17 protein-coding genes and 1 pseudogene are annotated in these 19,805 nt (G+C 44.9%); 15 read left to right on the top strand and 3 right to left on the bottom strand.

Annotation, left to right across the window (positions count from 1 at the left end; all coding sequences use genetic code 11):
• Positions 1-482 precede the first annotated feature (482 nt).
• The 9 genes and pseudogenes from AB2J24_RS00595 to AB2J24_RS00555 all read left to right on the top strand — a co-directional run bounded on the left by AB2J24_RS00595 (position 483) and on the right by AB2J24_RS00555 (position 10,125).
• The gene (locus AB2J24_RS00595) at positions 483-1,625 is read left to right on the top strand and encodes an MHYT domain-containing protein (protein ID WP_367384493.1); all 1,143 of its coding nucleotides are present in this window, start codon (positions 483-485) and stop codon (positions 1,623-1,625) included.
• Positions 1,626-1,756: 131 nt separating this feature from the next.
• Entirely contained in the window at positions 1,757-2,611 is an 855-nt protein-coding gene (locus tag AB2J24_RS00590; RefSeq protein ID WP_367384057.1) for an FAD binding domain-containing protein, read from the top strand.
• Between the two features lie 20 nt (positions 2,612-2,631).
• On the top strand, positions 2,632-3,123 hold the full coding sequence (locus tag AB2J24_RS00585) for a (2Fe-2S)-binding protein (RefSeq protein ID WP_367384056.1): 492 nt from the start codon (positions 2,632-2,634) through the stop codon (positions 3,121-3,123).
• Complete coding sequence (locus AB2J24_RS00580; protein ID WP_367384055.1) at positions 3,120-5,540, top strand: aerobic carbon-monoxide dehydrogenase large subunit; 2,421 nt, start codon at positions 3,120-3,122, stop codon at positions 5,538-5,540. The genes AB2J24_RS00585 and AB2J24_RS00580 overlap by 4 nt, the downstream gene beginning before the upstream one ends.
• Positions 5,541-5,594: 54 nt before the next feature.
• Positions 5,595-6,467, top strand: coding sequence for an AAA family ATPase (locus tag AB2J24_RS00575; protein ID WP_367384054.1), 873 nt, complete (start codon positions 5,595-5,597; stop codon positions 6,465-6,467).
• Positions 6,467-7,654, top strand: a complete 1,188-nt coding sequence (locus AB2J24_RS00570; RefSeq protein WP_367384053.1) for a vWA domain-containing protein — start codon at positions 6,467-6,469, stop codon at positions 7,652-7,654. Before AB2J24_RS00575 ends, AB2J24_RS00570 begins: the two co-directional genes overlap by 1 nt.
• Before the next feature lie 2 nt (positions 7,655-7,656).
• A pseudogene (locus AB2J24_RS00565) lies at positions 7,657-8,457 on the top strand (XdhC family protein); the annotation flags it as partial.
• Positions 8,458-8,664: 207 nt separating this feature from the next.
• Positions 8,665-9,162 carry a CoxG family protein gene (locus tag AB2J24_RS00560; RefSeq protein ID WP_162652807.1) on the top strand — a complete coding sequence of 166 codons (498 nt, stop codon included), beginning with the start codon at positions 8,665-8,667 and terminating at the stop codon, positions 9,160-9,162.
• A 33-nt stretch (positions 9,163-9,195) separates the two neighbouring features.
• Positions 9,196-10,125, top strand: a complete 930-nt coding sequence (locus AB2J24_RS00555) for an XdhC family protein (protein WP_367384052.1) — start codon at positions 9,196-9,198, stop codon at positions 10,123-10,125.
• A gap of 75 nt (positions 10,126-10,200) precedes the next feature.
• Here the strand turns inward: AB2J24_RS00555 and AB2J24_RS00550 are convergent, their stop codons facing one another.
• Complete coding sequence (locus AB2J24_RS00550) at positions 10,201-11,088, bottom strand: LysR substrate-binding domain-containing protein (protein WP_162652809.1); 888 nt, start codon at positions 11,086-11,088, stop codon at positions 10,201-10,203.
• 141 nt (positions 11,089-11,229) lie between these two features.
• Here AB2J24_RS00550 and AB2J24_RS00545 point away from each other — a divergent pair, with 141 nt between their 5' ends.
• The 5 genes from AB2J24_RS00545 to AB2J24_RS00525 all read left to right on the top strand — a co-directional run bounded on the left by AB2J24_RS00545 (position 11,230) and on the right by AB2J24_RS00525 (position 16,691).
• Positions 11,230-12,243: a D-cysteine desulfhydrase gene (locus AB2J24_RS00545; RefSeq protein ID WP_162652810.1), complete on the top strand. Its 1,014-nt coding sequence runs from the start codon at positions 11,230-11,232 to the stop codon at positions 12,241-12,243.
• On the top strand, positions 12,240-13,004 hold the full coding sequence (locus AB2J24_RS00540; RefSeq protein WP_367384051.1) for an alpha/beta fold hydrolase: 765 nt from the start codon (positions 12,240-12,242) through the stop codon (positions 13,002-13,004). Before AB2J24_RS00545 ends, AB2J24_RS00540 begins: the two co-directional genes overlap by 4 nt.
• Before the next feature lie 62 nt (positions 13,005-13,066).
• Positions 13,067-14,023, top strand: coding sequence for a glycine betaine ABC transporter substrate-binding protein (locus AB2J24_RS00535; RefSeq protein WP_162652812.1), 957 nt, complete (start codon positions 13,067-13,069; stop codon positions 14,021-14,023).
• A gap of 68 nt (positions 14,024-14,091) precedes the next feature.
• A complete protein-coding gene (locus AB2J24_RS00530; protein WP_367384050.1) occupies positions 14,092-15,153 on the top strand; it encodes a quaternary amine ABC transporter ATP-binding protein in 1,062 nt (353 codons plus the stop codon).
• On the top strand, positions 15,153-16,691 hold the full coding sequence (locus AB2J24_RS00525; protein WP_367384049.1) for an ABC transporter permease: 1,539 nt from the start codon (positions 15,153-15,155) through the stop codon (positions 16,689-16,691). The genes AB2J24_RS00530 and AB2J24_RS00525 overlap by 1 nt, the downstream gene beginning before the upstream one ends.
• A 100-nt stretch (positions 16,692-16,791) precedes the next feature.
• On the opposite strand, the gene AB2J24_RS00520 is transcribed toward AB2J24_RS00525, so the two are convergent.
• The gene (locus tag AB2J24_RS00520) at positions 16,792-18,081 is read right to left on the bottom strand and encodes a cytochrome-c peroxidase (RefSeq protein WP_367384048.1); all 1,290 of its coding nucleotides are present in this window, start codon (positions 18,079-18,081) and stop codon (positions 16,792-16,794) included.
• Positions 18,082-18,093: 12 nt separating this feature from the next.
• Between AB2J24_RS00520 and AB2J24_RS00515 the strand changes: the two genes are divergently transcribed.
• On the top strand, positions 18,094-18,579 hold the full coding sequence (locus tag AB2J24_RS00515; protein ID WP_367384047.1) for a tetratricopeptide repeat protein: 486 nt from the start codon (positions 18,094-18,096) through the stop codon (positions 18,577-18,579).
• A gap of 121 nt (positions 18,580-18,700) precedes the next feature.
• Here the strand turns inward: AB2J24_RS00515 and dctP are convergent, their stop codons facing one another.
• Positions 18,701-19,768: a TRAP transporter substrate-binding protein DctP gene (dctP, locus tag AB2J24_RS00510; RefSeq protein WP_367384046.1), complete on the bottom strand. Its 1,068-nt coding sequence runs from the start codon at positions 19,766-19,768 to the stop codon at positions 18,701-18,703.
• Between the last annotated feature and the right edge of the window lie 37 nt (positions 19,769-19,805).

Genomic DNA, 19,805 nt, shown 5'->3' with positions numbered 1-19,805 from the left:
GAGCACCGCGATTGGGAGTTATAATATCCTACTCAGCGAGAAGCGTTTGATCAGCTTTAAATCATTCGCAATTTTCTTGTAGCATATGATCATCTGTTAGTGCCGCGCGGGCAAGCAATATGCCTGCCAAAGTAATAAATGTTTTCTTCACAAAGAACCCGGGAATTTGAAGACTAGGCTTGAGTCCAAAACCGCAGTGACTCATTAATGACTTATCTATGAATTTAGAGAATCAGAAAAACCACTCCGTTTTATCTGGAGCTATGCGGTCCAATGTAAGCTCTCATCTACGTCTGAACAAATTCAGGCAGCAAACCTATCTGTCACAAAATTCTCAATCAGGTGAAGTACGCTATTGATATCTAAACTCAATTGCCGCGACCTCAAATTTCGTAATTCGAGCGAAGAACGTTGACCAAGTTGGGAAGTCATCAATATATAATGGAGATGTTATTTTATTGGGAGAAGAGCATTTGCTCGAAATGACACATAATCACGGACTAATTTTCGCATCTTTACTCGTTGCTATGATGGCGGGCTTCACAGGTCTTAGTCTCATGCAAGGCGCGTCAAATCTAGCTATACTAGAGCGAAAACGTATTCTTGTTATGGCCGCAATTTCAATGGGAACTGGAATTTGGTCTATGCATTTCATCGCGATGTTAGGAATGAAGTTATCCGCACCTTTTTTTTATGATGCACTTATTACCCTTGCATCCGCATTGGTTGCTATTTTGGTGGTTGGTATAGCACTTATTATTTTGCACTTTATACCAAGAACAACAAAGACCAAACTAGCCGCCGGTATGATTGTTGGTTTGGGCATTCTCGTCATGCACTATCTTGGAATGTATGGCATTCGGTTAGTGCAGCCTCAATATTCCATCATCGGTATTTTCGTAGCTATTGTTACATCAACTATTCTCAGCGTCAGCATGGTATTTATCTCCTATAGTGAAAGACGTAACAAGAACATCATAGCCGGTACGGTCTTATTTGGCATTGCGGTTTTCACCGTACATTTTGTTGCAATGATGGGTACAAGTTTCAGCAGTCTCGAAGATTTATCAGTACCAAACACATGGCTAAGCAACGAATTCTTGGCTATGGGAGTAGCTATTTCAAGCTTTGTAATAAGCGGATCATTCTTACTCATGAGTGTTAGCCTACTCCCTGCGAATGTCACAAAAGAAGTTGGTACAATTGAAAAAAAGACGAACGAAGACGTTCCTCACACACAAGGCCAACATGAGCAAAAAGCCATCAAAACGAACCAGCTAGCAACACCAAAACCGTTTAAAATACCGTATGAAAAAAACAACAGTACCTACTTTATAGATGCTAAAGACGTGGCTGCCGTGCGCGCTGAAGGTCACTACACAATTTTGTATTCAGTCAATGAAAAACACTTTTGCCCATGGAGCATTTCACAAACAACAAAGCGACTATCCGATCAAGGTTTTTTACAAACCCATCGCAGCTATTTGGTTAATCCAGTTCACATAAGCAGCTTCGAGCGTACAAAAGACAATGGGTTTCTGCTTTTTGCTGCTTTTAGCTCGTTTGAAAAAGTTCCAGTTAGTCGCTCCAAACTCGTGGAAGTTCGTGAGAAGTTGGCGCTCTAATAGTAATCAGAATTCGCATCTCATGAATTTTTTTCGCATCTCGTGCGCAGTGCACCGCATTTCGAATATATGCGAATGCAATAGATAAAAATCTCATCTTATGTTGCTCTATCAATTAGATGGAGGAACTAATGATACCAGCAGCATTTGAATACCATCGGCCAAATTCTATCGATGACGCGATTAAAATTATCGTAGAACATGGCGACGAAGCACGGGTTATCGCAGGTGGGCACAGTTTGATCCCCATGATGAAATTGCGGATGGCTGATCTTTCACATCTGGTTGATCTACAGGCGATTAGCGAGTTGAAAGGCATCAACATTGCCGGCAATATTGTAACGGTAGGCGCCACAACAACTCAACATGAAATGATAGCCAGCAAAGAGCTCGCAAAAGCCGCACCAATCATTGTTGAAGCTGCACTTCAAATTGCAGATCCGCAAGTTAGATATGTTGGCACAATCGGCGGCAATGTTGCCAACGGTGACCCGGGAAATGATATGCCAGGCCTCATGCAATGCCTAGACGCCACCTATACACTCGTAGGGCCAAATGGCTCTCGAACCGTGGCTGCACGCGACTTCTACGAGGCTGCATATTTTACCGCTCGAGAAGAAGAAGAAATTCTAACATCCATCTCATTCTCAGCACCATCTGGTGGTTATGCCTATGAAAAGCAAAAGCGTAAAATTGGCGATTACGCGACCGCTGCTGCTGGTGTTTTGATTACCAAAGAAGGCGCGACATGTAGCCATGCGTCGATAGCATTAACCAACCTCGGGGACACACCCATTTATTGCGAGGAAGCAACAGCAATCCTCAACGGCTCTGATTTAAGTGCCGATGTCTTGGAAGCTGCCACAGTTGCAGCAGTCAACACCTGTGACCCTGGCGAGGACAATCGTGGTCCAATTGAATTTAAAAAACATGCAGCAAAAATCGTGATTCTCCGTGCCATCAAGCGCGCGATTGAACGCGCTTAGAAAACTGCCGGAGGATAATTATGGGAAAAATGCACATCAAAATGAAAATAAATGGCGAAGATGTTGAAACACTCGCTGAACCTCGTGAACTTCTTATCCATGTACTACGTGAAAAACTTGATATAACAGGCCCGCATATCGGTTGCGAAACATCACATTGCGGTGCCTGCACAGTCGATATGGATGGAAAATCAGTTAAGTCATGCACTGTGTTTGCTGCTCAAGCAAATGGTTCCGACATCACCACGATTGAAGGTCTTGGAAATCCTGACAAGCTGCACATCTTACAGGAGATGTTTAAAGAACATCATGGCCTTCAGTGCGGGTTTTGCACTCCCGGCATGATCACAAGAGCACATAGACTTTTGCAAGAAATCCCTGATCCAACCGAAGAAGAAGTTCGGTTTGGAATGGCTGGAAACCTATGTCGGTGTACCGGTTATCAGAATATCGTTAAGTCGATTTTGGCAGCAGCAGCTGAGTTAAATGCCGCAAAGGAGGCAGCACAATGAATGAGATGACACCTCCAAAAGAAGAACGTTCCGCCGCTCTAAATGGTCTCGGCTGCTCACGCAAACGCGTTGAAGATGCTCGTTTTACACAAGGCAAAGGCAATTACATTGATGATATAAAGCTGCCTGGCATGCTCTTTGGCGACTTTGTGCGCTCACCCTACCCCCATGCTTATGTGAAAAACATAAACACGGATGCTGCTATGGCAGTACCCGGTGTCGTCGCCGTGCTAACTGCAGATGATCTTCGACCACTTAATCTCCACTGGATGCCCACACTTGCCGGCGACAAGCAAATGGTGCTTGCTGATGGAAAAGTGCTTTTCCAGGGGCAAGAAGTTGCCTTCATTGTTGCCAATGATCGATATGCAGCGGCGGATGCAGTTGAGCTTGTTGAAGTCGAATACGAGGAATTGCCTGCACTGGTCGATCCATACAAGGCAGAGATAGAAGGTGCGCCAATATTACGTGAAGATATTGCAGATCAGAAAACAGGTGCCCACGGGCCGCGCCGTCACCCCAATCATATTTTCACTTGGGAGGTTGGTGAGAAAGAAGCAACACAAAACGTGATCGATAGTGCTGAAGTGACGGCTGAAGAAACAATGTATTATCACCGCACCCACCCCTGCCCGCTTGAAACCTGTGGCTCTGTTGCCAGCATGGATAAGGTAAATGGAAAACTCACGCTTTATGGAACCTTTCAGGCACCGCATGTCGTGCGCACAGTCGCATCGCTTTTATCTGGCATTGCAGAAAGCAACATCAGAGTCATATCGCCAGATATTGGCGGCGGATTTGGAAACAAAGTAGGTGTTTATCCAGGTTATGTTTGCTCAATAGTCGCGTCCATTGTGACGGGTAAACCTGTTAAATGGGTTGAAGACAGAATTGAAAACCTGACGTCAACCGCATTTGCTCGTGATTATTGGATGAAAGGGAAGATTAGCGCCACAAAAGAGGGGAAAATAACAGGTCTCGACGTTCATGTTATTGCTGATCATGGTGCATTTGATGCTTGTGCTGACCCAACCAAGTTTCCAGCGGGTTTCATGAATATCTGTACTGGGTCATATGATATCCCTACCGCTTATCTAGCTGTTGATGGCATCTACACCAACAAAGCACCTGGCGGTGTATCCTATCGGTGCTCATTCCGTGTAACGGAAGCAGTATATCTCATTGAACGAATGATAGAAGTTTTGGCAATCGAGTTAGGCATGGACTCCGCTGACTTACGCCGGATCAACTTTATCAAAAAGGAACAATTTCCATATCAATCTGCGCTTGGCTGGGAATATGATTCTGGTGATTATCACACCGCATGGGATAAAGCCCTAGATGCGGTTGATTACAAAAGCTTACGTGCAGAACAAACAGAACGCATTGAGGCGTTCAAACGCGGGGAAACCCGTAAATTGATGGGAATAGGACTATCGTTCTTTACCGAAATTGTTGGCGCAGGCCCCGTTAAAAATTGTGATATTCTGGGCATGGGCATGTTTGATTCATGCGAGATCAGAATTCACCCAACAGGTTCAGCAATTGCGAGACTTGGAACGATCTCCCAGGGTCAGGGACATGCAACCACCTTCGCTCAGATCCTAGCCAGTGAAATTGGCCTATCCGCGGATGATATTACACTTGAAGAAGGAGACACTGACACCGCACCTTATGGCCTTGGAACCTATGGGTCGCGCTCTACACCCGTTGCAGGCGCAGCTGCCGCCATGGCTGGCCGTAAAATCCGAGCAAAGGCACAGATGATAGCCGCCTATTTACTGGAAGTTCATGATGGTGACCTTGAATGGGATGTAGACCGCTTTGTTGTAAAAGGTGCACCAGAACGTTTCAAAACGATGAAAGACATTGCCTATGCGTCCTATAACCAAGTCATTCCAGGATTAGAGCCGGGGTTGGAAGCTGTAAGTTATTATGACCCGCCTAACATGACCTATCCATTTGGCGCCTATGTTTGTGTCATGGATATTGATGTTGATACTGGTGTAACAGACGTTCGCCGGTTCTATGCTCTGGATGATTGCGGAACGCGCATCAATCCAATGATCATTGAAGGGCAGGTTCATGGTGGCTTAACTGAGGCGCTTGCCGTCGCGCTGGGGCAGGAAATTGCCTATGATGAGATGGGGAACGTGAAGACTGGCTCACTGATGGATTTCTTCTTGCCAACAGCTTGGGAGACACCCAATTATGAGACGGATCACACGGTAACACCTAGCCCTCATCACCCGATTGGAGCAAAAGGTGTTGGCGAAAGCCCTCATGTTGGCGGTGTACCTTGCTTCTCAAATGCTGTTCAAGATGCATTCAAAGCCTTTGGACTGCGACATACAAATATGCCTCATGATCATTGGCGTATTTGGCAAACCGCCAATAAATTGGGCTTGCACGACTAGTAAAGACAACGGCCCGAAACTAAGCTTTTGGGCCGCAAACTTCAAAGTGAACATATGACCTGGACCCAATTAAAAACCGAGTTGGCTGATAACAACTATGTGGCTTCTGACGCGCTTGCGATGGCTCTTCACTTGGCAATTGAGTTAGAGCGTCCTTTATTGCTTGAAGGTTCGGCAGGTGTCGGCAAAACGCAAATTGCAAAGACACTGGCTGATGTAAAAGACACAAACCTGATTAGGCTTCAGTGCTACGAGGGACTAGATTCAGCTTCGGCAATCTATGAATGGAATTATCAGCGACAATTACTAGCCATTCGTGCAGATGCTGGAAATGACAAAAAGAAAAATATTGAGGAGCGTATATTTTCTGAAAGGTACCTGCTTCGGCGCCCCTTATTAGAAGCAATCTCTCAAGAAACACCTCCCGTCCTGCTAATCGATGAGGTAGATCGTGCAGACGAAGAGTTTGAAGCTTACCTTCTAGAAGTACTCTCTGACTTCCAAATCTCCATTCCAGAACTAGGAACCATCAACGCAACTAGTCGGCCACTTGTTGTTTTAACAGCCAATGGTGCCCGTGATTTATCCGATGCGCTTCGCCGTCGTTGTATTTACTCATTTGTCGAATATCCCGATCTACAAACTGAATTAGCCATCTTAAATAAGCGCGATCCAAGATTAAATACACAACTTGCCAATCAGATCGTTGGATTTGTTCAAGCAATACGAAAAGAAGAGTTGGAAAAAAAGCCTGGCATTGCCGAGATGCTAGATTGGGCAGCAGCTATTTCCGGTTTGGGGATTAATGATTTATCTGATGATCCGGCTACACTGCAAGCAACGCTCGTTTGCTTGCTAAAAACACAATCAGACCAAGCTGCCATTCCGTCAGAGGTTGCGGAGCGGCTATTGGGAAAGGTAGCATAATGCCAGTGACTCAATTTCCAGAAAGAGTGCATAATATAGCTGAACGCATGACAGACTTCATGGCTCATCTGCGTTTTAATGGCATCAATGTTGGTGTTGCTGAAACAGAAGCTGGGCTTCTTGCTCTGCGCCACATTAATCTTACCAATATTCACGAAACAAGGCTCGCACTCAAATCAATCTGCGCAAATAATGCTGATCGGTTCGCCAAATTTGACGATCTTTTCAAAGCATACTGGATGAACAAAGGTCGCACTCACGACCGTGATCGACAGACTGAACATGCACCTGAGAAAAAAAATTGTCAAACTAGCAAAAACCCATTTGAACCTGTTGGTGATACCAGCTCAACCGGCGAACAAGATTTGCCAGATGATGATCGCACTGGCGAAGCTAGTCAATCAGGAAATGGCGAATTAATCTCATCAAAAATTGCCAATATTGAGAAAACTGACCTTCGCGAGTTTATGAAACCTAAAGACTTAATTCACGCAGAGAAAGTAGCTGAAGATTTGGCAAAAGCGATGCGCTACCGCCGATCACGTCGCCGTCGCGCCGCGCAAAAAGGTGCTGACCTCGATCTGCGTAAAATCATCCGAAGAAGCGTGTCCACAGGTGGCGAACCCTTATGGTTGCTAAAACGTAACAAGCCCAGTCGGCCTCAACATATTGTCGCGCTTTTAGACGTTTCCGGTTCCATGACTGTTTATTCCCGTGTGTTTCTGGCTTTTCTGAAGGGGCTAATGAGTGCCGATCAAAACACGGATGCATATCTATTTCATACTCAACTTGTTCGAATTTCAGACGCTTTACGTGATGGAGATACATTCCGCGCAATCAACCGGCTGTCTATGATGGCTCAAGGCTTTGGCGGCGGCACCAGGATTGGCATAAATCTGCGTAGATTTAACGAACAATATGCTGCGAATCAGGTCAATGGGAGATCTGTCGTGATCATTTTATCCGATGGGTATGACACCGACCCGCCCAATATAATTTCTGAACAACTAAAGCGGCTAAAAAAGCGTGGTTGCAAAATCATATGGCTTAACCCGCTTAAGGGTTGGAAAGATTACGAACCCATAGCTAAAGGCATGGCAGCAGCTTTACCTTATCTCGATCTTTTTGCCGCAGCCACGACACTCAATGATTTGGCCGCTCTTGAACCTGAATTGGAGAGAATATGACAATGGTGAAAAATGCGCCAACCGATATTCTTGATGTCATATCGGAACTGAAGTCAAAAGGTGAAGCTTTTGCCATGGCAACAGTTGTTAGAACTGTTTCAGTCACATCTGCCAAGGCCGGCGCAAAAGCAATTATTATGGGTGATGGCACCATCTCAGAAGGTTGGATCGGCGGAGGTTGCGCACGTTCTGCGGTATTAAAGGCAGCGCGCGAAGCCTTAGATGATGGAAACCCAAGACTAGTTTCAGTGCAACCGGAAGACCTCCTCTCAGAACAAGGAATTACATCTGGTGAAATTAAGGATGGTGTAAAGTTTGCAACCAATATGTGTCCAAGCGAAGGCTCGATGGATATCTTTGTTGAGGCTGTTCGCCCTAAGCCTGAACTTGTGATTTTTGGTGCAAGCCCCGTCGCCATAGCGCTAGCTCAACTCGCAAAGCCAATGGGCTACACATGCACAATTTGCACGAAACAAGCTGATCACCATGCATTCACAAATGTCGACCGCCATATTGAAGGGTTCGAACTTCCAGAACGTAAAGGTCAAAGATTTATTGTTGTCTCAACTCAAGGAAGTGGGGACGAAGCAGCACTCAAATCCGCCTTATCTGGCCCTGCTGAATTTATATCCTTTGTCGGAAGCCGCAAGAAAGCTGCGCGTTTAGGCGAAAAATTAATCAGTGCTGGTATGTCACAAGACACCTTCGCTCAGTTAAAGGCACCTGCGGGGTTGGATATAAAAGCAGTCACTCCCGAAGAGATCGCCCTTTCCATTATTGCTGAAATCATAATGAAAAAACGCGCCACTTCGGCCAAGCGTGTTCCTTTGCCGGGAACGAGTGCGATTGTAGATGCGGAAAAACCTGAACCTAAAAACTTTATATCGTTCGTAACTGACAAATTTACAAAACAGAAGACTAATCCCAATCATGAAACGGAGGACCAACCTGAGCAGGAAGAAATTAACGCCTTCTTGCTGATGCGTGGCCCATGTTGTTAGAGGAATAAAATGGAACTTCAAGACGAAATTTTTATCAATGCACCCCGAGATGTAGTGTATGCAGCACTGAACGATCCAGAGATTTTAAAGCAATGCATTCCTGGCTGCGAGGAACTTGTAAAGGAATCTGATACCGAACTTACAGCTAAAGTCGTGTTAAAGGTAGGGCCAGTTAAAGCCAAGTTCAGCGGCGAAGTAAACCTTGATGGTAGCGGCGCGCCAGACACATTTTCCCTTGTTGGAAAAGGCAATGGCGGGGTAGCAGGCTATGCAAAAGGTGGGGCCGATGTAGAGTTGGTGGAACAAGACGACGGCACGATGTTAAAATACATGGCCAAAGCAGAAATTGGTGGTAAATTAGCTCAACTGGGCAGTCGGCTCGTCTCCAGCACAGCAAAAAAACTATCTAAAAACTTCTTTGATAACTTTGAGAAAGTAGTTTGCGGTGATCCAGAAGATGACCAAGATGAAAAGAAAGGCTTTTGGGGTAAATTAGTTAGCTCTTAAAACAAACAATATTCTCTTACGGTCAAGCAACATATGATTTACGTATCAGATATAGATCCGCTCAAAGCACTATCGAGTGCCGACGAACCGGGAACCCTAGCGATCATTACCAGTATCGAAGGGCCATCGTATCGGTCTTTGGGTGCAATGATGGCCATCTTGGCTGATGATTCAAATGTCGGCACCCTGTCATCAGGGTGTATCGAATCTGATCTTCTACATCACGCTGAGCAAGCTAAATCTAAAGGAGAGCCAATAACAGTTCGATATGGCAACGGCTCACCATTCATCGATATTCAACTGCCATGCGGGGGAACATTAGAGATCACATTAATCTACGCGCCAGATCAGGCAATCTTGCGCCAGGTTATAACAAAAACACGTAACCGCTCCGCCACCACATTACAAATCAACTGCGACACTGGAAGTTTGTCATTTTCAGATAAAACCAAAACAGAGAGAAATGGAGAATTTTTCCACGCCCGCATCATACCTGAATTACGATTTTTAGTATTCGGCAAGGGACCGGAAGCACTTACATTCACGTCCCTTGTCCGAACCGCGTCATTCGACAGTCTGTTATTATCACCAGACAGGCAGATGATTGAATACGCAAACAATATTGGCTGCGGTACATTCTATCTCACTAAACCTGAGTTTCCTAAATCTGTTGAGATAGATGAATGGACCGCAATTTTGCTGTTTTTCCACGACCATGACTGGGAACCCCCAATCCTGAAAAACATTCTTTCTTCACCAGCATTTTACATTGGCGCACAAGGAAGTAAGCGAGCAAGACAAACATTATTGAACGAACTAACCTTACAAGGGTCCTCGAGTAAAGAGTTGGCAAATTTACAAGGTCCCATTGGACTTATTCCGTCCACACGAGACTCCAGAACACTAGCAATATCAGTTTTAGCCGAAGTCTTATTGAAAGCTTCCGTCTTCAAACCAAGTTAAGTTTAATAAAGGAGGTGTCTATCAAGAAAAAAACATCCCCATCGTTCCATCAAAACAGATAAATGCAACCTTGGTCTATTGTCCAATCTTACTGAAAAAGTTCCATGCGATTTTGCTTTGCGCAGTGTGCAATGTTGGCTCTGTATAAATGACCAATTTTAAATCGACTTGCCAATCATCCTCACCAATTACGATTAACTCTTTTCTAGCAATCTCTGACTTAATCGCAGCCTCTGATAGCCATGCAATACCGGCCCCTTGCAGACACAAGCTTTTAAGAGATTCAGAAAATGCATCTGTGTGGCGAACAAATAAGTTTGGCTGTTTAGTATCAATCAATTTATCAACTATGAGCCCCAAAAATGATCCCGTAGAGTAACATAGATATGGCAGAGGTTTTTTTTCAGCTTCCACAAATGACGGATACAAACTTGCAGATAGGACTGGAACCAGACGGTCTGCACCTATCTCTATGAATTGAAAACGCTCTTCATCAAGCGTTAATGCAACATCTGGAGATCTGTAGCAAACAAGAAAATCGCTATTTTGCTCCGAAAGATGATCGCAGCAATTATAAAGGTTATCTGACGTAACACGTGTTTTTAAATTTGGAATAATATGTCCAAGTTCGGAAAGCAAAGGCATGAGGTTATGAATGGAGATCGAATGGGGGGCAGCAAAACGAAGAGTATCCAGCTCAATCCCAATCGTTTGCCGAACCTCTTCTCTACCACGTTGTAAATTCTGCAACAGCTCTTTTGCAATTGGCAAAAACTCTTTTCCCGCTCGAGACAGCAAAGCCGGGAATGAGCGTCGATCGACTAAATCTGCACCCACCCAAAGTTCTAACGACCTTATTCGACGTGAAAATGCGGATTGTGTAATATTTCTCTCATTGGCAGCTTTCGTAAAATTGAGATGATGCGCAAAGCTGACAAAGTCTTCCAACCATTTAGTGTCCATTTACTCTCCTTTAAGGCCTTATAAAAACAGAGTTTTATACGTTATGCAAATTTGGAATAACAAAATGAAAATATAACATTGGTAAAAATTTGAGATATCAAGAATATTAAAGAAAATAAAAATAACCCAGAAAGAAAACACATGCATCTAGCTCGCTTTAACCGAATTTCTCTTGGGCACTTCCCAACGCCTTTAGAAAAAATGGAAAACTTAACAAAAGCTCTAGGTGGGCCGCAATTATGGATTAAGCGAGATGATTGTACAGGGTTAGCCACTGGCGGCAACAAAACAAGAAAACTCGAATTTCTCGTAGCTGACGCTGTAGCAAAGGGTGCCGACACGCTGGTAACTCAAGGTGCAACGCAATCGAACCACGTTCGCCAAACAGCAGCAGCAGCAAGAAAGTTGGGTATGAAATGTTTCGCATTGCTTGAACACCGCGTGGTCAATCAGGGCGATAGATATGCGCAAACGGGAAATGTATTCTTTGACGATCTACTTAAGTGCGAATATGAATTTCGACCTGAAGGTCTAGATATGAACAAAGAAGGTCAGGAATACGCAGATAAACTTCAGGAAAAAGGTTTAAAGCCCTACTTCATACCAGGCGGCGGCTCTAACACAGTGGGTGCTCTAGGATATGCAAATGCAGCGGCGGAGCTGGTTTATCAGGCGGATCAACAGGGCCTGCGCATCGACAAGCTGGTGCATGCAACCGGTAGCGCAGGAACGCAGGCTGGTCTGGTTGCGGGTTTTCATGCAATGAACACACCTATCGATATCGTCGGGATATCAGTGAGAGCTGCCAAAGAAAAACAAATCGACAATGTTCATAAACTTGCTTGTGCTACGGCCGATTTGATCGGAGCAAAAGGCGACCTCGCACGAAGCAAAGTAGAAGCCTATGATGAATATGTTGGCCCGGGTTATGGTCAGCCTACCGATGAAATGGTCGATGCGATAAGCATGTTGGCAACAGAAGAAGCTATCTTCCTCGATCCCGTATATTCCGGAAAAGGCATGGCTGGACTTATAGGCCTCATACAAAAAGGATACTTCAAAAAAGACGAGAACGTCGTATTCCTTCATACCGGTGGCTCGGCAGCATTGTTTGCTTATGAACATCTGTTTTCAAGACAACAGGCGGCTGAATGAACGAACTGGTCTTTAAAACTGCCGGAAAAGGGTTTCCCCTGGTTCTAGTTCACGGATATTTAGCAGGCGCTGATATCTGGCAAGAACAACTCGAATTTTTTAAAGACCATTTTAAAGTTATCGTACCTAATCTTCCCGGTTTTGCAGATAGCGCGCAAGTTAAAGCGCCGAACTCTATTATTGATATAGCAAATCTGTTATTGTCAGAGCTTACGGATAGAGGTGTTGATAAGTTCCACCTGATGGGACATTCCATGGGTGGAATGATTGTTCAAGCAATGGCTGCAATTGCTCCCGATCGCATCGATCATTTGATATGTTACGGAACTGGACCTGTTGGCGTACTGCCTGATCGCTTTGAAACCATTGAGCAATCACGCGACCGATTGAATAATGATGGGTTAGAAAAAACCGTTAAACGTATCGCCGCAACCTGGTTTTTACACAGGGAAGATGCAGAAGGCTATGATCAATGTGTTAAACTTGGGTTGCAAGCAAATATGCAAGCAGCTTTAGCCAGTCTCACCGCATGGGAGAATTGGGATGGCCGAGAGGAATTAAAAAACATTCGCGCTAAAACACTGATCATTTGGGGAGAAAGTGATCGATCCTATAACCAAAGCCAACCCGAAGCACTTTGGCACGGTATCGAAAACAGTTGTTTGGTCGTCGTTTCAAACTGTGCACACAATGTGCACATGGAAAAACCTATATTTTTCAACGCAATCATAAAGGATTTTTTGCCAACACAATCCAACTAAAACAAAATGTCGAAATACCCGTCGGACAACAGATGGGTTGCTATAAAAAAGGGAACTATAAAATGAAAAAAACTATTATTGGCGCAGTGGCAGCACTTGCAATGTCATCAACTGCTTTGATGGCGGAAACCGTTAAAATTGGTGCACCTGCTTGGACCGGCGCGCAGGCAATTGCTCACCTCATTCAGGAAGTTGTAACAAGTAAAATGGGTAGTGAGGCGGAGCTGGTCCCAGGCGACAATGCTGCAATTTTTGCTGCAATGGACGCTGGGAAAGGTGATATTGATGTCCATCCAGACGTTTGGTTGCCCAACCAAAAAAGCTTCACTGATAAATATGTTGACGGCACAGGTAACGTCGCACTTTCTGAAAATGCCTATGAAGGAAAACAGAGCTTTTGTGTTTCAAAAGATTTCTCTGAAAAAAATGGTGTCACATCTATCTTTGATCTAGCACGTCCAGAAATTGCAAAACTTATGGATGCTGATGGCAATGGTAAGGGTGAAATATGGGTAGGCGCTCCGGGCTGGGCATCTGCAAATGTCAACCAAGTTAAAGTACGCGACTACGGTCTACTGCCGTTCATGGATGCTGTTCGTGCTGATCAGTCGGTTATGACCGCAACAGTTGGCGATTCCATCAAAAAAGGTATTGGTTATGCGTTCTACTGCTATTCACCACATGCCATCTGGTTCCAGCACGATGTCGTGAGACTTGAAGAACCTGCTTTTGATGCCGCAAAATATAAGGCTTTACAGCCTTCTGAAGATCCGAACTGGTATGAAAATTCAAAAGTCATGACCGAAGATGCTTTGAAACAAGTGCAAATTGCCTATTCAAAATCTTTATCATCACGTTCACCGGCGATCACCGAATTGCTCAAAAACATGAAACTGACAAGTGAAGATGTATCCAGTTTTGCTTTTGAAATTGAAGGTGGAAAATCAGCGAGTGACGTTGCCAAAAAATGGGTCGCGGAAAATTCTGACCGCGTTGATGGCTGGCTTGGACTAAATTAGTCCACACTCGACATGGTGCCCACAATGTTGGGCACCAATTCCCGTTTATATAACACCTCAGGATCGACATGAAACAGCAAGGCTATTCTATCGAGATATCAGGCGTTTGGAAAATTTTCGGCAAAAATGCCGAAAACGCTCTAAAAGATATCAAGAATGAAGGATTTACGAAGAAGCAAGTCCTCGAAAAACACGGATGTGTCGTCGGCGTAGCCGATGCGAACATGAGCATCAATCCCGGTGAAATATTCTGTGTCATGGGCCTATCCGGAAGCGGTAAGTCAACATTGGTCCGACATATTAATCGCCTTCTTGAACCCACAGCTGGTCAAATTCTCGTCAATGGCGAAGACATAATGGCCATGCCCCCTGATCTGTTGCGACAATATCGAAACGAGCACATCTCCATGGTGTTTCAAAACTTTGGATTGATGCCGCATCGTTCTGTTCTGGATAACGTCGCTATGCCGCTCGAAATTCGCGGCATTAACAAGAATGAGCGCAATGAAATTGCAGAACGCACCATTGATATGGTTGAACTAACCGGATGGGGAAACAAATTTGCCCATGAACTATCAGGCGGGATGCAACAACGGGTAGGCCTTGCAAGAGCACTTGCAGCGGATCCTAAAATATTACTTATGGATGAACCATTCAGTGCGCTGGATCCACTAATCCGCAGACAATTGCAAAACGAGTTTATGAAGCTCGCCTCTCAAATGAATAAGACAACTGTGTTTATCACACACGATTTAGATGAGGCCGTTCGGATTGGTGACAGGATTGCAATTATGCGCGATGGCCGCGTCGTTCAAATCGGAACACCGGAAGACATCGTCTTAAACCCAGCAGATGAATATGTTTCTGATTTCGTTGCCGGAATATCACGATTAAAGGTGGTAAAAGCTCATACTGTCATGCAACCCTTAGCTCAATACGAACAAGATAATGGCGAGCTCTCAAAATCTAGCCATTCATTCCCACTTGATGCATCGCTCAGTGTGCTGATTGAACATGCCATTGAGCACAAAGAGCCTATGGCAATTACTGACGCAGATGGAAAGATACAGGGCGTGATTGATCAAAGTGATTTATTACGAACAGTTATTGAAGGTACGGAGACATCATAATGGTTATGGATTCAGTGATCGAAGACAAAAGCGCACAAGAGCTCGCTGCTGATCGTGCAGAAAACCGCGATGAGTTGCTCCGAGAATTTGTGCAAAGTAGTCCGGATTATTACAGCAAAAACTTTGCTAAAATTGGAGCATCAGCTTCATTTACCTACACCTTCAACTGGATGGCAGCTCTTCTTGGGCCAATCTGGTATGGCATGCGGGGAATTTGGAACTGGGGCCTACCATTTGTCATTGTAGAAACATTTGCCCTCATTCAGATCGCGCGTGGTACTTTCGGTGATTTAAGCGCAGGTGCACGAGAAAGAATATCGCAAATCGAGGGAACTTTAGATTTTCGAAATCAGCAGTTGGAAGCAGCGATTAACAAGGGTGCTGACAACGTTGATGTTTTCAAGCGTGCGATTGCTTCATTGGAACAAGCCATCGTAGACATTAATACCGAGATACTCGTTGCCGAACAAAACGCCGTCTGGATCGCCCTATTTGGCCTAGCATTGCTATTGATCACCAAATTTTTCGAAGGAATTATTGCGAACGCCGCATTAGAAGGTCGGTTCTCCATCTGGCTTTCTGATCGAACCATAAAAGCTGGTCTAAATCCATTTCGAACGATAACTAGCTCCGTTTTTGTATTACTTATCTTCGCTGTCAGTATCGTTCATTTTGCCTTCCCGGGCATAATGCCTTGGCTTGCGGATTTCCCAACGGACGTGAATATTCGCCTAACTGCAATTAAAGTTGTTGAGCAATTATTCGAGTTTATTCGGTCTTCAGGACAATGGTTATTCGATTTTGTAAGCTATGGAATTCGCGTCGTTCTTGATGGTCTCGAAGTTCTATTCGTTGAAACGCCATGGCCAGTTATCGCAAGTATCATTATCCTCTTAACATGGCTTTCTGCGGGCATTGCAGGAGCAGTCGCTTCATCCGCATTCTTAGCGTATATGGGTCTGTTTGGATTCTGGGAAAAGGCTATGACGACCTTGGCTCTTTTAGGAACAGCAGCATGTATATCCATTGCACTTGGTGTGCCATTAGGCCTGTTCTGTGCAAGGCGTCCTAGATTTTATGCAATCATCAGACCCATCATGGATTTCATGCAAACCATGCCGTCATTTGTTTTCATGATCCCTGTCATTGCTTTCTTCAGCGTCGGCAAACCTGCTGCGGTCATTACAACAATGATCTTTGGTGGCACCCCAGTTGTCCGTCTTACCGTTCTTGGAATGCGGGGTGTGCCAGAGGCTGTTCGGGAGGCCGCAATAGCCTATGGTGCATCCAAGTGGTATTTGCTTACTAAGGTCGATTTGCCGCTCGCAGCACCATCGATCCTAGCTGGCATCAATCAGACCATCATGCTCAGCCTAGCCATGGTTGTTGTTGCCTCATTGATTGGCGCAAAGGGATTGGGCGAAGATGTTCTTGAAGCCCTACAATACTCTTCCGTTGGGCAAGGAATATTGGCAGGTTTTGCAATTCTCTTCTGCGCAATGATTTTGAACAGAATTGTTCAAGGTCAACGCGATTAGATCGGCATTCAACGCATAGATCTCGAACCTCGATGGTAACGTTGATCTATGCGTTGTTTACATAGCGCACTTAGAATTTAACAAACATTACATGATTGGATTAATCTAAATCCAGACCACTCGGGACAGCTTTCGGAATCCCAAATGGCGTTGCATCAACTGTTTTACCCGTTAATCCATTGAGAAATGCAACCAATTCACCAATTTCATTATCACTCAGATTGATTACGTCTGTATCACGCACATTCGATTGTCGCTTCATTTCCCGATAATCGTCCTGTATCGCGAAATCTACAGATTGGATCCATGGTGCAGTTGGTAATTTGACCAAAGCTCGCGACCACATCGGGGTTTCTTCCACATGTGCACGAACTATGCCTTCAAGTGTCGGATAGGCACCATTGTGGCCATAAGGAGCAGTCAACGCAACATTACGCAACATTGGTGTGCGAAAACGATATGCATCTTCCAACAAATCTGACTTTCCCATTCGCCCAACATCGCGGGGAATGGGATCAAACCGGCGCGTACGCCCCGGGCCGAATGCCGGCAATTGAAGCGCATGAAATTTCTGATCGCTTAAAAGCGCTCCAGAATGACAATCGACACAATTTGCCTTACCAAAAAACAAATCCATGCCGCTTTTCTGTTCGGGCGTCAGCGCAAGCTGGTTCCCGCCTAAAAAATCATCGTAGGGGCTATCAAAACTTTGCCATTCAGTACCCATGAAAGCCGCCAGCGCATTTGCAATATCGACAATAGTAATTTGATCGGCGCGCTCTATATGATCAAATGCTTGAACAAAAGCTTTGCCATATTCCGGTATGATGCGAACGCGTTTAGCTAGTAATGGCCAGGCTGCATCAATTCGATCATGAACAGCACCGGCAATTTCATTTTCCTTTGGATTGCCCGCCATTTCAAACTGCGCAACAAGTGGAAAAACAGCCTGGGCGGCCAACAGCGAATTAAACCCCTTAGGCAACCATTCCTCCGCAGGACTATCAAAACCATTCTCATAGCGCTCGCTTATACTAAGGCGTCCATCATGAAACATGGTATGGATAGACTTCGCGCCTAAATTCCAAAGTGCTGGGGCATTTCGAGGGATACGCTTTTTTATGCGATTATCGCCCATCCCCGTTGTCCGTTCAGGACCAAGACCTTTACCGCCCTCACCCACGCCCAAAGGCAATCCGTCCGCTGTACCAAAATCTGGATGATGACAAGTTGAACAAGCAATATTTCTATTGCCAGATAAGATTTTATCATAGAATAACAACTGGCCAATTGCAGCTTGCTGACGATCAAATTTTATGAAATCTTGTGAACTTAATTGAGCTGGAACTTCTGCAGTCGCGGAACTAAGAAAACTAACCAGAGCGCCCAACAGGAGACCCGATTGAAAAATAAATTTGCTACACTTGCGTTTGTATCTGCACTTTTTATGAGCCAGCCCGTTTTTGCCGGACTTGAAGAAGGTCGCAATTTTATGGAGAAAAACGACTTCAAAGCCGCGATGGAAGAGTTTTTGCCGCTGGCACGCTCCGGCAATGCAGACGCGGAAGAATTGATAGGCGTTTTGTATGCGCTGGGCTTGGGCGTTGAACGCGATGATGAGCGGGCGTTTGAATGGTATTTGCGTGCATCTCTTAAAGGGCATCCAGGGGCGCAAAGCGGCATTGGCTGGTATTATGAAGTCGGTCGGGGCATGCCGGCACCCGACCTTACCCGCGCTTATATGTGGTACGTTCTCTCGGCCATCGGCGGTGATCCTGATGCTGCGATATCGCAAGAAGAAGTGGTTAAAAAAATGACCAAGGAACAAATTGATAAAGCCCATATTTTAATCGATGATTACAAAGTTTGGTTATACCCATTTAGATAATTCAGTGTATCACTGCGTTATTTAATTTACGCTATTTTATGAAAAGAAAGATACTTTTCGTCAACAAGACGGACGAAAAAGCCCCGCGAAAATCGCGAGGCCAGTGTTATGTTTGACCTTCTTAGTTGAGATCTTTCATATTCGCTTCTTTAATTGAAGCTTCAGCATCGGCAACAGCAGATGTTAGAGCGTTGAAGACTTCTTCGCCGCCTTTTACATTTGTCTTAAACCAGTCATATACTGGTGATGCCGCTGCCTTAAAGGCTGCTTTTTCTTCCGGTGTTGGCACATACAGGTCACCGCCACCTGCAACAAATGCTTCGTAAGCTGCAATTGATTTACGCTTAGGAGATGCAAACGTTGCTTGCTGAAGAGCAGAGAAACCATCGATAACAACTTGACGAAGATCTTCAGGCATCGACTTAAATTTGTCGTTGCTCATCCACCAGAGGGCGCCCATGTAAGCATGACCATCCAATGTCACATATTGAAGCCCAGCATCTGGAAACTTCATGCCCATAATGTCTGTGATACCATTTTTTGAACCTTCGACAACACCAGTTTGAAACGATGTGAAAAGCTCTGGCCACGGGATAGGCGTAGGCGCAGCACCGAGCGCTTTAACCAACTCCTGAGGAAGATCGGCAACAACTGTGCGGATTTTTAGACCTTCCATGTCAGCAGGTGATTGAACACGACGTTTTGTATTCGCAAAATTACGCCAGCCACCAGTATTGCCAACAGTCATCAAACGAATTTTGTCTCCTGAATCAGCTAAAGCCATATCACGCACAGTGCGTGTGAAATCACTTTGCAAAACCGCTTCCGCAACACGGTCATTTGCCATTAGATATGGCAGATCCAATACTTGAACATATGGGAAGGCACCTGCAGCGCCACCAGATGTTGAGATGTATACATCAATCGTACCATCTGCGACACCTTGAAGACATTCAGCACCTTTTGAGCAAAGCTGAGTGCCAATGAAAAGCTCAACAGAGATTTTGCCGTTTGACGCTGCCTCAACATAGTTCTTGAAAACAACCAGACCATCATAATCTTCGTCATTTTCATTTGAATTTGCAGTCGCGCGGATGTTAATGTCTGCTGCAAATGACGAGACCGCAGTACCTGCAAAAAGACTCAGACCAAGGGCAGCAGCACCCAAACTGTTTAGAAGTTTATTCATATTTTTCCTCCAATTATCAAACCACCATGGTTCGTTA

The sequence above is a fragment of the Lentilitoribacter sp. EG35 genome (genome assembly GCF_040784015.1).
Taxonomy (GTDB): domain Bacteria; phylum Pseudomonadota; class Alphaproteobacteria; order Rhizobiales; family Rhizobiaceae; genus Lentilitoribacter.
This window is presented reverse-complemented; position numbering and strand designations above follow the sequence as displayed.

Excerpts from the sequence above, each read along its gene's own strand:
- AB2J24_RS00550 (WP_162652809.1), bottom strand. The coding sequence starts at position 11,088 with ATGGACACTAAATGGTTGGAAGACTTTGTCAGCTTTGCGCATCATCTC.
- AB2J24_RS00580 (WP_367384055.1), top strand. The coding sequence starts at position 3,120 with ATGAATGAGATGACACCTCCAAAAGAAGAACGTTCCGCCGCTCTAAAT.
- AB2J24_RS00595 (WP_367384493.1), top strand. The coding sequence starts at position 483 with ATGACACATAATCACGGACTAATTTTCGCATCTTTACTCGTTGCTATG.
- AB2J24_RS00585 (WP_367384056.1), top strand. The coding sequence starts at position 2,632 with ATGGGAAAAATGCACATCAAAATGAAAATAAATGGCGAAGATGTTGAA.
- AB2J24_RS00570 (WP_367384053.1), top strand. The coding sequence starts at position 6,467 with ATGCCAGTGACTCAATTTCCAGAAAGAGTGCATAATATAGCTGAACGC.
- AB2J24_RS00545 (WP_162652810.1), top strand. The coding sequence starts at position 11,230 with ATGCATCTAGCTCGCTTTAACCGAATTTCTCTTGGGCACTTCCCAACG.
- dctP (WP_367384046.1), bottom strand. The coding sequence starts at position 19,768 with ATGAATAAACTTCTAAACAGTTTGGGTGCTGCTGCCCTTGGTCTGAGT.
- AB2J24_RS00555 (WP_367384052.1), top strand. The coding sequence starts at position 9,196 with ATGATTTACGTATCAGATATAGATCCGCTCAAAGCACTATCGAGTGCC.
- AB2J24_RS00590 (WP_367384057.1), top strand. The coding sequence starts at position 1,757 with ATGATACCAGCAGCATTTGAATACCATCGGCCAAATTCTATCGATGAC.
- AB2J24_RS00575 (WP_367384054.1), top strand. The coding sequence starts at position 5,595 with ATGACCTGGACCCAATTAAAAACCGAGTTGGCTGATAACAACTATGTG.
- AB2J24_RS00560 (WP_162652807.1), top strand. The coding sequence starts at position 8,665 with ATGGAACTTCAAGACGAAATTTTTATCAATGCACCCCGAGATGTAGTG.
- AB2J24_RS00540 (WP_367384051.1), top strand. The coding sequence starts at position 12,240 with ATGAACGAACTGGTCTTTAAAACTGCCGGAAAAGGGTTTCCCCTGGTT.
- AB2J24_RS00530 (WP_367384050.1), top strand. The coding sequence starts at position 14,092 with ATGAAACAGCAAGGCTATTCTATCGAGATATCAGGCGTTTGGAAAATT.
- AB2J24_RS00535 (WP_162652812.1), top strand. The coding sequence starts at position 13,067 with ATGAAAAAAACTATTATTGGCGCAGTGGCAGCACTTGCAATGTCATCA.
- AB2J24_RS00525 (WP_367384049.1), top strand. The coding sequence starts at position 15,153 with ATGGTTATGGATTCAGTGATCGAAGACAAAAGCGCACAAGAGCTCGCT.